13 protein-coding genes are annotated in these 14,338 nt (G+C 64.4%); 7 read left to right on the forward strand and 6 right to left on the reverse strand.

From position 1 onward, the window contains the following. Positions 1 to 179: 179 nt before the first annotated feature. Positions 180 to 803 (forward strand): transglutaminase-like cysteine peptidase, encoded by a 624-nt coding sequence (locus GGD65_RS06575; RefSeq protein ID WP_183234697.1) that lies wholly within the window; start codon positions 180 to 182, stop codon positions 801 to 803. 117 nt (positions 804 to 920) lie between these two features. Here GGD65_RS06575 and GGD65_RS06580 read toward each other — a convergent pair whose 3' ends face one another. The 4 genes from GGD65_RS06580 to GGD65_RS06595 all read right to left on the reverse strand — a co-directional run bounded on the left by GGD65_RS06580 (position 921) and on the right by GGD65_RS06595 (position 7,440). Further along, complete coding sequence (locus GGD65_RS06580; RefSeq protein WP_183234698.1) at positions 921 to 2,678, reverse strand: CYTH and CHAD domain-containing protein; 1,758 nt, start codon at positions 2,676 to 2,678, stop codon at positions 921 to 923. A 473-nt stretch (positions 2,679 to 3,151) separates the two neighbouring features. Continuing rightward, on the reverse strand, positions 3,152 to 4,510 hold the full coding sequence (locus GGD65_RS06585; RefSeq protein ID WP_409362732.1) for an amidohydrolase family protein: 1,359 nt from the start codon (positions 4,508 to 4,510) through the stop codon (positions 3,152 to 3,154). Positions 4,511 to 4,764: 254 nt separating this feature from the next. After that, a complete protein-coding gene (locus GGD65_RS06590; protein ID WP_183234699.1) occupies positions 4,765 to 6,312 on the reverse strand; it encodes an FAD-dependent oxidoreductase in 1,548 nt (515 codons plus the stop codon). Positions 6,313 to 6,732: 420 nt separating this feature from the next. Beyond that, positions 6,733 to 7,440 (reverse strand): GntR family transcriptional regulator, encoded by a 708-nt coding sequence (locus tag GGD65_RS06595; RefSeq protein ID WP_091966294.1) that lies wholly within the window; start codon positions 7,438 to 7,440, stop codon positions 6,733 to 6,735. 267 nt (positions 7,441 to 7,707) lie between these two features. Between GGD65_RS06595 and GGD65_RS06600 the strand changes: the two genes are divergently transcribed. The 6 genes from GGD65_RS06600 (at position 7,708) to GGD65_RS06625 (ending at position 13,275) form a co-directional block, all read left to right on the forward strand. Next, a complete protein-coding gene (locus GGD65_RS06600; RefSeq protein ID WP_183234700.1) occupies positions 7,708 to 8,694 on the forward strand; it encodes an ABC transporter ATP-binding protein in 987 nt (328 codons plus the stop codon). 42 nt (positions 8,695 to 8,736) lie between these two features. Then, a complete protein-coding gene (locus tag GGD65_RS06605) occupies positions 8,737 to 10,026 on the forward strand; it encodes a PotD/PotF family extracellular solute-binding protein (protein WP_026202682.1) in 1,290 nt (429 codons plus the stop codon). After that, positions 10,026 to 10,985, forward strand: coding sequence for an ABC transporter permease (locus GGD65_RS06610; protein WP_183234701.1), 960 nt, complete (start codon positions 10,026 to 10,028; stop codon positions 10,983 to 10,985). The genes GGD65_RS06605 and GGD65_RS06610 overlap by 1 nt, the downstream gene beginning before the upstream one ends. A gap of 3 nt (positions 10,986 to 10,988) precedes the next feature. Further along, positions 10,989 to 11,867 (forward strand): ABC transporter permease, encoded by an 879-nt coding sequence (locus GGD65_RS06615; RefSeq protein WP_183234702.1) that lies wholly within the window; start codon positions 10,989 to 10,991, stop codon positions 11,865 to 11,867. A gap of 4 nt (positions 11,868 to 11,871) precedes the next feature. Beyond that, positions 11,872 to 12,603, forward strand: a complete 732-nt coding sequence (locus GGD65_RS06620; protein ID WP_183234703.1) for an aspartate/glutamate racemase family protein — start codon at positions 11,872 to 11,874, stop codon at positions 12,601 to 12,603. 177 nt (positions 12,604 to 12,780) lie between these two features. Next, positions 12,781 to 13,275, forward strand: coding sequence for a hypothetical protein (locus tag GGD65_RS06625; RefSeq protein ID WP_018322110.1), 495 nt, complete (start codon positions 12,781 to 12,783; stop codon positions 13,273 to 13,275). A 175-nt stretch (positions 13,276 to 13,450) separates the two neighbouring features. On the opposite strand, the gene GGD65_RS06630 is transcribed toward GGD65_RS06625, so the two are convergent. Both GGD65_RS06630 and GGD65_RS06635 read right to left on the reverse strand, forming a co-directional pair. Further along, complete coding sequence (locus GGD65_RS06630; protein ID WP_183234704.1) at positions 13,451 to 13,825, reverse strand: hypothetical protein; 375 nt, start codon at positions 13,823 to 13,825, stop codon at positions 13,451 to 13,453. Between the two features lie 103 nt (positions 13,826 to 13,928). Beyond that, on the reverse strand, positions 13,929 to 14,267 hold the full coding sequence (locus GGD65_RS06635; RefSeq protein WP_018322108.1) for a hypothetical protein: 339 nt from the start codon (positions 14,265 to 14,267) through the stop codon (positions 13,929 to 13,931). Positions 14,268 to 14,338: the final 71 nt, after the last annotated feature.

Here is a 14,338-nt window from a genome sequence, read left to right on the forward strand (position 1 = left end):
GTTAATCGATAGAATTTGAATCAATTGCAGTTGTTTCAAATTTTATGAGAATTCGATTCAAGTATAGATCGAATTCGCCGCGCCTTTTACTTGTATTCGTCTCGACTTGACTTGACTGACTTAGCGGCAACTCAAAAGCTCCGTGCGAAATGTGGTCCCAACAAGAAACGGGGGCCGCAATGTTGGACTTCAAGGGACAGGGGAAAGGGCTGGCGCTGGCTGCCATGCTCTTCGGGATCAGCGCGGTAGCGCAGGCCGGCGAAGGCCGTCTGCTCTACGCGAGCCTCGGTGACACCACGCGTGCGCCGATCGGCTGGGTCGAGTTCTGCGCGGACAATACCGCTCAGTGCCAGGGCACGCCGGCACAGCCGCGCGACATCGTGATGTCGCAGGCCGCATGGCGTGACCTCGTCAAGGTCAATCGCTGGGTCAACGAGACCGTCAAGCCTTTGACCGACCAGGAGCACTGGGGCGTGATCGAGAAATGGTCGCTGCCGACCGACGGTTACGGCGACTGCGAAGACTACGTGTTGTTGAAGCGCAAGATGCTGATCGATGCCGGATGGCCGCGCCAGGCCCTGCTGATCACCGTCGTGCGCGACAAGAAGGGCGAAGGACACGCGGTGCTGACGGTGAAGACCGACAAGGGCGAGTTCGTTCTCGACAATCAGAACGAGAACGTCGTTGCCTGGACGGAAACCGGCTACCGCTTCGTCAAGCGCCAGTCGCAGAGCGATCCCAACGTCTGGGTCTCGCTGGGCGATACCAAGCCGGCGGTCTCCACCGCCAGCGCCAGAGATTAAGAACGAGACAAGGAGTTACGCGACCCGGTCACATCCCCACCCCTCCCCGTCCCAGACCGGTTCGCGCGCGGCCAGCCATCCCCCAATGGCTGGCCGCAACTTTTTGGGGTTCTGCGATCAGCCCTGTGAGGACCAAGGCACGCGCGCGGCGGTGAAATCGCGCCAGGTGCCTTGCAAGGCGGGCTTGACGCCGATCGATGCACGCGCCTGCCAGCCGGCGATCGCGGCGGCGGCGATGGCGCTGTCGGGCTCGGCACCGAGCCCGTCGAGCAGCGAAGCCGTGACCGCCATGTCGTTGAAGGCGCCGAGCTCCTCCTGCAAACCGGCGAGCCTGCGGGCAAACTTCCTCGCGGACTTGCGATCGGCAAACAGCGGCAGCAGGAACTCGCCGAGATAACGCAGCCGTTTGGTCGCGAGCCGCACCCGGTGCAGCTCCTCCATCGTGAGCGACTTGAAGCGGCGGCCGCGCTTGAGCACCTTGGCGTACTGCTCCGACAGAATGCGCTGCGCGAAGTTGACGGCGGGGTCGGCGAGCCGGCCGAGATCTTCGGCGGCGACGTCGTTGCGCCAGCCACGCGTCTCGATCCAGTTGCCGAGGCCGATCAGGAACATGGCGCAGCGGCGATCGTCGAGCGCGTGATGCGCCTTGCGATAGGCGTCGGACTGGCGTTCGGCCGCAGCCCGGCCGAGCGCATCGAAGCCGGCGATTGAAGGGCAAGCCTTCGCGATCGTCGGCAAGGTCTCGCGCTGGAACACGTCCCAGTCGCGTGCGGCGGACAGGTCCTGCGCCAGCCAGCGCGCCTCCGAGCGCAGTGCGTCGAGATTGCTGAGCGCGCCGACCGAGCGCATCAGGTCGAGCGCCGATCGAATCCGGCGCAGCGAGACACGCAGCTGATGCACGCCCTCCGGATTGCGCCCGTCCTCGGCCGCCGGCAGCGACTGAAGCAGATGGAGGAAGCACGAGCGCAGGATCGTCGCGAAGGCTTCGTCGAGCGTCACCGAAGGATCGAGGCGAAGTTTTCGCGGGCGTCGTGCCGAGGGCGGCGCGCCCGCGGCAAGATCGAAGCCACGCGCCGACTTGCTGCGGATGGACGGCTTCACCGCGCCGTGTTCTGCAAGCCGCAACGCGACCTCGTAGATCGTGCTCGCACTGCCGCACTTGAGCTCCAGCTCGATCTCGCTCACCGGCAGCGATCGATCGCTCGCCGTGAGCACGCCCTGGTCGAACGCGATCTCGACCGTGCCGGACGGCAGGTCGATCATCCGCGCGTGACGATGGACGTCGGCGGTGAAGATAGCTTCGAGCGGCTGTGCTCCGAGATGGCTGCGAAGCTTCTCCGGAATGAACGACATCGCCAGAGCGAGATCGGGCGCAAGCGAGGCTACGCTCGCCTCCCACTCGCCACGGCGCAGCGGATCATCCGCTGTGTCGGTCTTCACGGTCTGCACGAAGCGCGCGCCGCTCTGGCGAACGCGCAGGCTCAGGCCGTTGCGCCGAAGCATCCGATCAGGCGTATCATAGTAGACGGATTTGAGGTGTTTTCGGGAGCCCTTGTTGCGCGCATTCGCCGCGATGACCGGCGCGGCGTTGAAATGCGCCATGCGATCGGCATCGACGACCAGCTTGAGCTCGATCTCGCCGGGGTGCGCGAAAAGGCTCGACCGAGTTGGTTCCGGAGCAGGCGGGGCATCTTGCGATGGCGTCTGATCACTCACAGCGCCCTCGACGATCGCAGGTTCCGCGCCGGGCTCGGCCGGTTCAATCTGCCTGAGAAAGCCGGCGACGACTTGCGTCCTCTTGTTGTCCTTCAGGACAGGATTTCCGTCCGGCGCACTCGAGGTTTTGCGAGCCGGTGTTGGGTCTGATTTCAGCATTTACGATGACATGACAGTTTAATGACAGAGCGACAGCATATAGCCCGTCAGGCCGGCGAGGAATAGTCACGTTAGTCGCGCTGCCTGATCATCGACACGACGTGCCAGACGCAGAAATCCGGCAAGGCTTGTCACAATTCGGCGTGCCATGACGAACTAAATTGGCCCCGAGCGCAGCAAGTGACCGATTTGACGAGCGAAATTCGCTGTTCTCGAAACCGAAACGAACGCATCAGCGAGTTTGACTCATGCTAGCCGAGAAATTCTTCCTGGTTCTGGAGACGCTGAGAAGCCATGCCTCCGACGACAGGCCCGGAATTATGACAAGCCCTGGACGGCCCGCCGCGGTTCCGGAGATCGCGGCCGGTTCGCGGCGCAGAAGGCCGGTTGCGGAGGATCTCCCCTAGCAACGATCCAATCCCGCCACCTCATGCCCTGGCAGGCGCGCAGGATGTGATCCACGCGCGCACTCGTCAGCGTGCGAGGATGTTCTTGTAGACCTTGCCGCCCTTCATGATCACCACAAAATTCCTCGCGGGATCTTCGACGAGCTTGATGTTGTCGAGCGGATTGCCGTCGACCAGCAGGAGATCGGCGAACGCGCCCTCCTCGACCACACCGAGCTTGCCCGGATAGGGATTTCGCGAACCGGACAAGCTCAGCAATTCGGCATTGGCCGACGTCGCCATGGCCAACGCTTCGGCCGATGTGTACCAGCGCGTCAGCGCGGCCAGCATGGCGCCCTGTCGATCCGCCAGCGCCTGCGAGAACAGGACGTCGGTGCCGAACGCGGTCTTGATGCCGTACTTCTTCGCGAGCGCATAGACGCGGTCGGTTCCAGCGACCACCTGCCTCATCTTGTCCTGCTCGGCGGGTCCGAGCGCGGCTGCAGCGGAGATATCCAGGAACGGTTGCGTGCTCAACCAGATCCCCTTCTCCGCGATCAGCTTGGCGCTCGCCTCGTCCATGAGATGACCGTGCTCGATGCATCTGACGCCAGCCGCGACCGAGCGCTGGACCGCGACCGACGTATAGGCGTGCGTCGCAACATAGGTGCCCCAATTGTCGGCGGCTTCGACCGCCGCGCGCAGCTCGGGCTCGGTGAAGGTGGAGACGTCGAGCGGACTGAAGGGCGATGCAACGCCGCCGCCTGCGGTGAGCTTGACCTGCGAGGCCCCTTGCATGAGCTGCTCGCGCGCGCGCACACGCACCTCGTCCGGACTGTCGGCCACCATGCTGCCGCCGATCCGCTCCATGCGGCTCAGCATGCCGCCGATCGTTCGCGGCAGATCGGAGAGCTGGCGGAAGTCGCCGTGACCGCTGGTGACGGTGATTATGGCGCCGGAGGGATAGATGCGGGGACCTGCGACGAGGTCCTCGTCGATGGCCTGCTTGAGGCCGAAGCTCGGCCCGCCCATGTCGCGCACGGTGGTGAAGCCGCGCATCAGCGTGGCCGTCGCCTCGCTGGCGGCGAGCAGGTTGTTGTAGCCGATATCGCCCGCAAGCGCGGCCATCGGCGTCGGGCGCACCAGCATCGCGTGCCAATGCGCGTCGATCAGTCCCGGCATCAGCACGCGGCCGCCGCCGTCGATCACCTGACCGGCGGCCGCGATGTCCGCGGTCGAGATCTTCTGGATCGTGCGATTTCTGACGAGGACGTTGGACGCGGCTGACAGCGCAGCGCTCTTGCCGTCGAATATCCGGACGTTGCGAAACAGGACGGCGGAGTCCTGCTGGGCCGGCGCCGAGGGCGCGCTGCCGAGGATCATTGCAACGGCCGCAGGCAGCGTGGCGATTCCGGACACTCTGGCCGGCATCCTCAAACCCGTCATGGCCGGCCTCCGCTGAGGTGCAGGGCTACGCGAGGGGTGATGGCAGGCACGCAACTTCTGCGTGCCATTTGACGCCGACGTCCGGCCGCCGTCAACTGGCCACCACGGCGGCAAATATGCAGTCCTGCCATCTGCATTGGCGGGAGGTCGCCGCGGTCGGCTCCAATTTGAATCAATGAGATATCGCCGCGTGCGAGATCAGCTGGCGAACGCGCCTCGCTCACGCGCCCGGCACGTCGGCGAGGTTGCTCGCCTCACTCTGCGGCTTCAAGATTGGCCGGCTTCTCGATATCGCCGAGCGGAGACACGGCAGGGCCGTTGAGTGCGGTGCCATCAGGGGCGAATTGCGAACCGTGACACGGGCAATCCCAACATTGCTCGAGCGCATTCCAGTGCACGACGCAGCCGAGATGGGTGCAGCTTGCCGAATGCAGATGCAAATGTCCGTTTCGGTCCCGGCACGCCGCGATCTTCTTCAGGCCGCTGCGGACAAGGCGCCCCTCCCCGGGGCGCAAATGTTCGACGCCCGCGATCTCGCTCGCCGTCAGATACTCCGCGAAATTCTTCAGCGGCGTGATGTTCTCGCTGATGAATTCGCCGATGTTCTTCTGAATCTTGCGGGCCGGGGCGTAGACATCCTCCCACGGGCTCGCGCCGGTCATGACGAGATCCGCAATCAGCATGCCCGCCACCAGCCCGTTGGTGATGCCCTGTCCGGAGTCACCGCTGACGATGAAAAGGTGCTCCTCGCCGGGGCTGCGGCCAATGAAGCCGACGAAATCGCTCGGCTCCAGCACCTGACCTGACCATCGATGAGTGACCTCGCGTAGCGCCGGCAATCGCTCGCGCGCCCAGCGTTCGAGCGCGGCAAGGCGCTGTGCGCCGTCGTCCGCTTCACCGGACTTGTGATCTTCGCCGCCGATGATGACGAGATCCTCGTCCGCGGAGAGCGGTTGAAGCCTGACATAGTGATAGGGATCGAGCGTGTCCCAATACAGCGCATCCTCCAGCGCGCCGGCCGGGATTTTGGCGGCGAGAGCATAAGTGCGGTAAGGCGCCTGCTTGGTATGGATCGCCACCTGCACATTGACCGGCGAGTTCGTCGCGACGACCACGTCGGCGGCGTGGACCTCGTAGCCCGAGGCGGTCGTCACGATCATGTCGCCACGCTCTTGCCGGATGCTTTCAACGCAGGTGTCGCCATAGAGCTGCGCCCCGCGGCGCTGAAGGGCGCCGGCTAGGCCAGCAAGATATCTGGTCGGGTGCAGGCGCGCCTGGCGGGAAAAACGCAACGAACGCACCACACCTCCAGAATGGAACACGGTCGGCTCGGCGCAATCTTCGACGGGGATCCCGAGCTTGCGACAGCAATCCAATTCCTCATCCAGCTCGGATGCTGGCGTTTCGGGCGCCTGCACCCAGTAACCGTCGACACGCCGAAAATCGCAATCGATGTGCTCGTCGCGCTGAATGGCCTCGGCGCGGTCGATTGCGGCTTCGACGCTCTGGTAATAGTGCCGCGCACAATCTGGGCCGCGGACCCTGACCAACTTGCCGTAGCCATCATCGAGCGCCGTCGCCAGATGCGCCGTGGTGCGCGCCGTCATCCCGCTGCCAATGCCGCCGCGGTCGAGCACCGCGACCGAACGTCCATGGCAGGCCAGTTCATAAGCCACCGACAGCCCGGCTATTCCGGAGCCGATGACAACGACGTCTACGCCCACGGTGCGCGACAGCGCGGGGGCATCCGCGACCGAAACATCCATCCAGAGCGATCGCGTGTACTCGTCCCGTACGTTCATGATGCTGCTCCTTCGAAAACAACAAACGATGCGGCATAACGCGAGTTCCTACCCGCCCTCCGCAGCGCAAAGCCATCGAAAGTCACGGCGTTGATTAGGAACCTTCGTCGCGCTCGCGCTTGAACCGGCATGAAAGATCCATCACCCGGGATGCGCAGGGCATTACGTCATGCCCAACTGTACGGACACTTGCTCGTCCGAAATGACAGGCTGTATTACCCAGGAGGTAACCATCCGATCTGCTCGGTGCAGCTGGCACGGGAGATGGTCAGGTCAGGATGGATGACAAAGCGAGGCGGCGACTACGAGATCACTCCGGACGGACAGCTCGCCGCAGAGCGCGCACTCAACCACTGACGCGGGTTCGTGGCTCCGGCGCGGATTCCTGGCGCTATTCCTGGCGCCTAAGATCGGTGCGGATCAGACGCCCAGCACATCCGCGAGCCGCAGCTCGTCGGCGGCGGGGTCCTTGAGGAACAGCTCGTCCTCGATCTCGGTCAAATGCGAGAGCATCTGCGCGCGCGCCGCCTGCTTGTCGCGCTTGCGGATGGCGGCGACGATGCCGGCGTGATGATCGGTGCCGCAGGCCGGCGTGTCGTGGCGGCGGTACAGCAGGATGATGAGAGAGGAGCGCGCGATCAGCTCCTTGAGGAAGCCGAGATAGATGCTGTGACCGCTCATCTCGGCGACGAGCTTGTGAAACTCACCGGAAAGCCGAACCGAGGCGCGCGCGTCGCCGCGCAACTCGGCCTCGCGCTCCTCGGTGAGATGTTGCTGGAGACGATCGAGCCAGGCCGGCGACATCGCGTCGATGGCGTGATCGACGATGGTGGGCTCGATCAGGCGCCGCGCCTCGAACACCTCGCGGGCATCGGCGGGCGTGGGACGCGCGACGAACGCGCCGCGGTTCTTCTCGATGTTGACGATGCCCTCATGCGCAAGTTGCTGCAGCGCGGTGCGGACCAGCGTGCGGCTCGCGCCGTAGATCTCACCGATCTCGTCCTCGCCGAGCTTCGTGCCCGGCAGCAGGCGATGCTCGAGGATCGCGGCGGTCACGCCCTCCCGGATGCGGCTGACGCGATCGCTCGCATCTGGCGCGTCGGATTTGGGGCGGGACTTGGCGGCCATTGGTGTGAGAGTTGGGCTTGAGGGCGATCGACGACGTTCGCTTCGAATGTTAGTCGACGACCTGTATCCAATCACAGGCGAAACTTTATACAATCTTCGCCCATTTTGTGTGCAAATGACTGTGCAAGCGGCGGGCAGCCCGGATGCCCAGGATTCGATCTAACGATCTGACTCCGCTGCACAGTTTCGGAATTCGGCCGGCCAAGCGGCGGTTGGCACGGACCTTGCGGAGAGAGCCCGGAAGCACCGCCCCTCCTCGGACACGCCATGGCCACTCCCGCCGCTCTCGAACTGGTCGCCGTCACCAAGCGCTACGACACGACGCTGGCGGTCGACACCGTCAATTTGAAGATCCCGGCCGGCACCTATTGCTGCCTGCTCGGCCCGTCCGGCTGCGGCAAGACCTCGACCCTGCGGATGATCGCGGGCCACGAGGCGGTCAGCGCGGGCGACGTCATCCTAGGCAGCCAGAACGTCACCGACCTGCCGCCGGCCGAGCGCGGCACCGCGATGATGTTCCAATCCTACGCACTGTTTCCGCATCTCAGCGTGATCGACAATGTCGCCTTTGCGCTGAAGATGCGCGGCGTCGACAAGCCGACGCGCCACAAGCGCGCCGGCGAACTGCTCGAGCTGGTGGCGATGAGCCAATATGCGGGCCGTCTCCCGGCACAGCTCTCCGGCGGCCAGCAGCAGCGCGTTGCGCTCGCCCGCGCGCTGATCACCGAGCCGCAGATCCTCCTGCTCGACGAGCCGCTCTCGGCGCTCGATCCGTTCCTGCGGGTGAAGATGCGCGGTGAATTGAAGCGGCTGCAGCGCGAGCTCGGCATCAGCTTCATCCAGGTCACCCACGGCCAGGAAGAGGCGATGGCGCTCGCCGACCATATCGTGGTGATGAACCACGGCCGGATCGAGCAGCAGGGCACGGCCCGCGACATCTTCCACCATCCCCGCACCGAATTCGTGGCGCGCTTCATCGGCGGCCACAACGTGCTCAGCGACGCCGGCAAGCTGATCGCCGTGCGCGCCGATCAGCTCGGCATCGCGCCGTTCACCGACGGCGCCTTCGGCGCGCCGGCGCGGCTGACCCAGACCGAGTACCAGGGCTCCTACATCGCCGTCTCGCTCACGCTCGACGACGGCACCGCCCTGTTCTCCCACGTTCCCGAAGCCACCTTCGACGTCCACCCGTTCCGTCCGGGCGATCGCGTGCTGGCCACCTGGGATCCCGCCAAGGCGCAACGCCTGCAATAGCGCCGATCGATCACTGGAATGCGCAACAGAGGAGTGACTGACATGAGCGAGACCACGAGGACCAAGGGCGTCAGCCGCCGCACGCTGCTCAAGGGCACCGCCAGTCTGGCCGGCCTTGCCGCCGGCTCCGGCGCCATCACCGGCTTTCCCTATGTGAAGTCGGCCGAGACGAAGGTGCTGCGCTATCTCGGCACCGCCGTGAACGAGGGCGACGACATCTCCAAGCAGTGCCTGAAGGACACCGGCATCAAGATCGAATACATCACCGCGACCACCGACGACGTCACCAAGCGCGTGATGACCCAGCCGAACTCCTTCGACGTGCTGGACACCGAATATTTCTCGCTGAAGAAGATCGTGCCGTCGGGCAACATCCTCGCGCTCGACGCCAGGAAGATCAAACAGTTCGACAACATCACGCCCGTCTTCACCAAGGGCGAAACGCCCGGCGGCAAGAAGATCGGCGGCCAGGGCACCGCGCCCTGGAAGGTGCTGTATCTCGAAGGCAAGGACTCCAAGAAGTTCGCGACCTCGGCGACTGAATTCGTCACGCTGATCCCGACGGTCTACAACGCCGACACGCTGGGCATCCGCCCCGACCTGATCAAGCGTCCGATCAGCTCCTGGTCCGAGCTGCTCAACCCCGAGTTCAAGGGCAAGGCCTCGATCCTCAACATCCCCTCGATCGGCATCATGGACGCCGCGATGGTCGTGGAAGCCACCGGCAAGTACAAATATGCCGACAAGGGCAACATGACCAAGGAAGAGATCGATCTCACCATGAAGGTGATGACCGAGGCCAAGAAGGCCGGCCAGTTCCGCGCGTTCTGGAAAGACTTCAACGAGAGCGTCAACCTGATGGCATCAGGGGAAACCGTGATTCAGTCGATGTGGTCGCCGGCAGTCACCAAGGTCCGCTCGATGGGCATTGCCTGCACCTTCCAGCCGCTGAAGGAAGGCTATCGCTCCTGGGCTTCGGGCTTCTGCGTCTCCAAGGGCGTGTCAGGCGCGAAGCTCGAATGGGCCTATGAGTTCGTGAACTGGTTCCTGTCCGGCTATGCCGGCGCCTATCTCAACCGCCAGGGCTACTACTCCGCCGTGCTCTCCACCGCGAAGGCGCATATGGAGCCCTACGAGTGGGCCTATTGGATGGAAGGCAAGCCGGCCGAGAAGGACATCAAGGCGCCCGACGGCTCGCTGCTCGAAAAGGCCGGCGCCGTGCGTGACGGCGGCTCCTATGAGGACCGCATGGGCGGCGTCGCCTGCTGGAACGCGGTGATGGACGAGAACGACTACATGGTCCGCAAGTGGAATGAGTTCATCGCGGCGTAATGCACATGTCGGAAGAGGTCCTGCAACAGGCGTCCCCGGGCTTGATCCCGGGGTCGGGCACAGCGCGCGCGGCAAAGCCGACGCGCCTGTCGCCCTCCTTCATCTCCTGGCTTCAGGCCGGGCCGATGATGTTGGTGTTTCTGGCCTTCTTCCTCATTCCGCTCGTCTTCGTCGTCATCGTCTCGTTCTGGGACTACAACGAATACCAGTTGCTGCCGGCCTTCTCGGGCCGCGGTTACACCGACACGTTCGAAGGCTGCATCGCGCAGCTCCCCGACCTCTGCACGATCGGCAAGACCTATCTGAAGACGCTGAAGCTGTGCTTCCTGGTCTGGGCGATCACGCTGTTCATCGGCTTCTGGGTCGCCTATTTCCTCGCCTTCCATGTCAAGTCCAAGACCTGGCAGATGGGATTGTCGCTGCTCTGCACGATCCCGTTCTGGACCTCCAACGTGATCCGCATGATCGCCTGGATCCCGCTGCTCGGGCGCAACGGCCTCGTCAATTCCGGCCTGGTCAAAACGGGCCTGATCAACCATCCGCTGGAATGGCTGCTGTTCTCCGAATTCTCGGTGGTGCTGGCGCTGGTGCACCTCTTCACCTTCTTCATGGTGGTGCCGATCTTCAACTCGATGATCCGCATCGACAAGTCGCTGATCGAGGCCGCCTATGACGCCGGAGCGACCGGCTTCCAGACGCTGGTCAACGTCATCATACCGCTGGCAAAGCCCGGCATCGTGATCGGCTCGATCTTCGTCATCACCATCGTGATGGGCGACTTCATCACCATCGGCGTGATGGGCGGCCAGCAGATCGCAGCTGCCGGCAAGATCATCGAGACGCGGGTCAACGCGCTGCAATTCCCCGCCGCCGCGGCCAACGCCGTGATCCTGCTCGCGATCACCTTCCTGATCATCACCATGATGTCGCGCATCGTCGACATCAAGAAGGAGCTCTAGAGCATGACGGAAGGACGCCCGCGCTCTTTCTACGTGCTCGCGATCTTCTTCGCGGCCTATGTGCTGTTCCTCTACGGCCCGATGATCGCGATCTACGTGCTGTCGTTCCAGGGGCCGCAGGGCGGCCTCACCTTCCCGATGAATGGCGTGTCGACCTTCTGGATCGCAAAACTGTTCCAGGGCACCGGCATCGTCGACCTCGGCGCGGCCTTCCGCCGCTCGCTGCTGCTCGGCGTGATCGTGATGATCGTCACCGTCGTGCTGTCGGTCGCCGCCGGCATGGCCTTTCGCAGGAAGTTCAGGGCGCAAAGCATCCTGTTCTACTCGGCGATCGCCAGCCTGATCGTGCCCTCGATCATCACCTCGCTCGGCATCTCACTTGAGTTTCGTATCATCGACGATCTGATCAAGGCGCATTGGAACGAGAATTTCGAGACCTCGATGGGCCTCCTCACATCGGGTCTCGGCGCACACCTGACCTGGACGCTGCCGTTCGGCCTGCTCATCATGTTCGCGATCTTCAACCGCTTCGATCCCCGCCTCGAGGAAGCCGCGCGCGATCTGGGGGCGACGCCGTGGCAGACGTTTCGCCATGTCGTGCTGCCGATCATCCTGCCTTCCGTGATTGGCATCGGCCTGTTCGGCTTCACGCTGTCCTGGGACGAGCTCGCCCGCTCCAGCCAGGCGATCGGGGCGGTGAATACGCTGCCGCTCGATCTGCAGGGCCTGACCACCACGGTGACGAATCCCGACATCTACGCGCTCGGCACCGTGATTTCGGCCGTCTCGTTCACGGTGATCACGCTTGCGCTCGGCACCATCCACATGCTCAACAAGCGGCAGGCGGCGAAGGGTTCGGACGCCGGCAAAGGGCTCGTCTGATCCGATGCGGCTGCACGTCGTCAATCCCAACACCACAGCGTCCATGACGGCGAAGATCGCCGCTGCAGCGCGCAGCGTCGCCCTGCCCGGCACGGTGATCGACGCGCGGCAGCCGACGATGGGCCCGATCTCGATCGAGGGATTTTACGACGAAGCCTTCGCCGTGCCCGGCATGCTCGGCTGCATCCGCGAGGCCGACAGCGATGGTGCGGAGGCCCACATCATCGCCTGCTTCGACGACACCGGCTTGGATGCCGCGCGCGCCGTCGCGAAGGCGCCGGTGATCGGCATTGGAGAGGCCGGCTTCCACATGGCGAGCCTGATCGCCGCGCGCTTTGCCGTGGTGACGACGCTCGGTGTCTCCATCGTGCCGATCGAACATAATTTGCGGAAATACGGCCTCGCTGAGCGCTGCGCCCGCGTGCGCGCCGCCGAGGTCCCGGTGCTGGCGCTCGAGGAGCGCAACACGGACGCGCTCGCAAAGATCTCCACCGAGATCACGGCCGCGATCCGCGACGACCGGGCGGAAGCCATCGTGCTCGGCTGTGCCGGCATGGCCGATCTCGCCGCTGAGCTTGCCGCCACGCACGGCCTGCCCGTGATCGACGGCGTCGCCGCGGCGGTGACGCTGGCGGAATCACTGGTGCGGCTGGGCCTGAAGACCTCCCGGCTCGGCCCCTATGCGGCACCGCGCGCCAAGACCTATTCCGGGCCGTTTGCGCCGTTTCAACCTTGATTCCCGCGCCAGGGCGGAGCCTTGGAGGCCGCAAGGCCCGCTAATTCCTGGTTTTTTGGCCCTTAGCCTCTTTTTGGTCCCATTCCTTGCGGAAACGTAACACTTTCGGGACGCCCCGGCGACCTCTGGTTGCCGGTCTTCGCCACTCACCAAGTTTCAATTTGGGTTTTGTCAGCGATGATCGATCTCGCCCAGGACACACCGTCGAACCCCCTGCTTCGCCTTGGCGCCCAGCCCATCGCGCTGACCGCCGCTGCGCTCCTGCTCCTGATTGCGGGGGTGACCTCGATCGCGATCTGGCGGGCCTATACCGGCGCCGCACCTGAAGCCGACCGGGTGGTGGCATCGCGGCAGCTCCAGGCCCGCACGGCCCAGGCCTCCGAACAGCTGGTCGAGAAGACCAAGGGGCTGGAGGCGACGCAGCAGGAATCGATCGACCAGCTGCAGGTCGTGCAGGACCAGCTCCAGACGATGAAGCGCCTGATGGCGGCGCAGCAGGCCGACACCAAGCGCCTGTCCGAGCAGGTCGCATCGCTGAACGAGTCCATCGACGGCTTGCGGCAGTCGTTTGCCAGCGCACGGGCGACCGAAGTTGAAACGCCCTCGGTTACCCGCAGGAAACCGGCGCGGCACCGTGCCCACGCCAGCGCGCGAAAGCGCTCGCGCGGCTGAGCGTCCGCCCCGCGGTGGAACTTTATTTTCGCCACTTGTGAACTGGATCACATTCAGCCGTATGATTCCGCGCGATGCTCGCCCCTACCGGATGGCGTGAGCCGATTTCAATGTCCGGGGCTGGCAAGGTCGTTGACGGTATACTGCGTCAACGGCCTTGTTTTTTTGTGGGACGCTATTCGCAGACGTCCACGCGGCGGATACGCCAGCCCGCCGGCGTCATGACGCGCTTGCGCGCGACGTAGCAGCCGCCATAGCCATCGTTATAGTCGCCGTAGCCGGTACTATAATAGGTGGGACCGCCGTAATAAGGGTAGCCGTAGCCGTAATAGCCGCCGTAGTAGCCAGCACCGGCGATCCCCGCCCCGATCGCAACTCCGGGCCAGAAGCCGCCGCCGTGCCAATGGCCGCCATGGCCCCAGCCACCGCCGTGCCCCCAGCCGCCATGTCCCCCGCCGCCATGTCCGAATCCGCCTGCGTGGGCCACCTGCGGCGCCGACAGCCCGACCGCCGCGACGGCCAGCGCCGCCATCATCATCCTGCGTAACATCACTCGATCCTCCGCGTGGACACGCTCCACGCTTCAAAGCAGGATCAAGCTAACGTCCCTCGGGCATTCGGGACAGCCACGCTGTCTCACTTCCGCGCGAGGATTAGCAGCCGCGGCAGATGCTCTTGAGCTTCTTGTCGAGCATCCGATTCTCGGCATTGACGGTGGCATCGGCGCTGCCGCCTGTGCCGCTGCCGGTCGTAACTCCGGAGCCCGGGCCGGATGACTGAGCCGTACCCAGGCTGTTGGTGCCGGGCGGTGGAGCCGGCGAGTTGGCGACGCCTCCGCTCGATCCGACGGAGCCTCCAGTCGATCCCGCAGCGCCTCCGGTCGATCCGGCAGAACCGCCGCCCGCCTGCGCGAATGCGACGGCTGGCATCGCCACAAGGGCGAAGATCACCATCATGGTCTTGATTGAGACGGTTGCAGACGATGCGGCCATGAGAATTCTCCTTTACCGGTCAACCGCCGCGGCGAAGGCCGGTTCCGGAACAAATGCCGTCACATCAGCTT

It is taken from the genome of Bradyrhizobium sp. CIR18 (genome assembly GCF_014198295.1).
Taxonomy (GTDB): Bacteria; Pseudomonadota; Alphaproteobacteria; order Rhizobiales; family Xanthobacteraceae; genus Bradyrhizobium.

Bases quoted from the DNA above. Each gene is read 5' to 3' on its own strand.
- GGD65_RS06575 (WP_183234697.1), top strand. From the start codon at position 180: ATGTTGGACTTCAAGGGACAGGGGAAAGGGCTGGCGCTGGCTGCCATG.
- GGD65_RS06580 (WP_183234698.1), bottom strand. From the start codon at position 2,678: ATGCTGAAATCAGACCCAACACCGGCTCGCAAAACCTCGAGTGCGCCG.
- GGD65_RS06585 (WP_409362732.1), bottom strand. From the start codon at position 4,510: ATGACGGGTTTGAGGATGCCGGCCAGAGTGTCCGGAATCGCCACGCTG.
- GGD65_RS06590 (WP_183234699.1), bottom strand. From the start codon at position 6,312: ATGAACGTACGGGACGAGTACACGCGATCGCTCTGGATGGATGTTTCG.
- GGD65_RS06595 (WP_091966294.1), bottom strand. From the start codon at position 7,440: ATGGCCGCCAAGTCCCGCCCCAAATCCGACGCGCCAGATGCGAGCGAT.
- GGD65_RS06600 (WP_183234700.1), top strand. From the start codon at position 7,708: ATGGCCACTCCCGCCGCTCTCGAACTGGTCGCCGTCACCAAGCGCTAC.
- GGD65_RS06605 (WP_026202682.1), top strand. From the start codon at position 8,737: ATGAGCGAGACCACGAGGACCAAGGGCGTCAGCCGCCGCACGCTGCTC.
- GGD65_RS06610 (WP_183234701.1), top strand. From the start codon at position 10,026: ATGCACATGTCGGAAGAGGTCCTGCAACAGGCGTCCCCGGGCTTGATC.
- GGD65_RS06615 (WP_183234702.1), top strand. From the start codon at position 10,989: ATGACGGAAGGACGCCCGCGCTCTTTCTACGTGCTCGCGATCTTCTTC.
- GGD65_RS06620 (WP_183234703.1), top strand. From the start codon at position 11,872: ATGCGGCTGCACGTCGTCAATCCCAACACCACAGCGTCCATGACGGCG.
- GGD65_RS06625 (WP_018322110.1), top strand. From the start codon at position 12,781: ATGATCGATCTCGCCCAGGACACACCGTCGAACCCCCTGCTTCGCCTT.
- GGD65_RS06630 (WP_183234704.1), bottom strand. From the start codon at position 13,825: ATGTTACGCAGGATGATGATGGCGGCGCTGGCCGTCGCGGCGGTCGGG.
- GGD65_RS06635 (WP_018322108.1), bottom strand. From the start codon at position 14,267: ATGGCCGCATCGTCTGCAACCGTCTCAATCAAGACCATGATGGTGATC.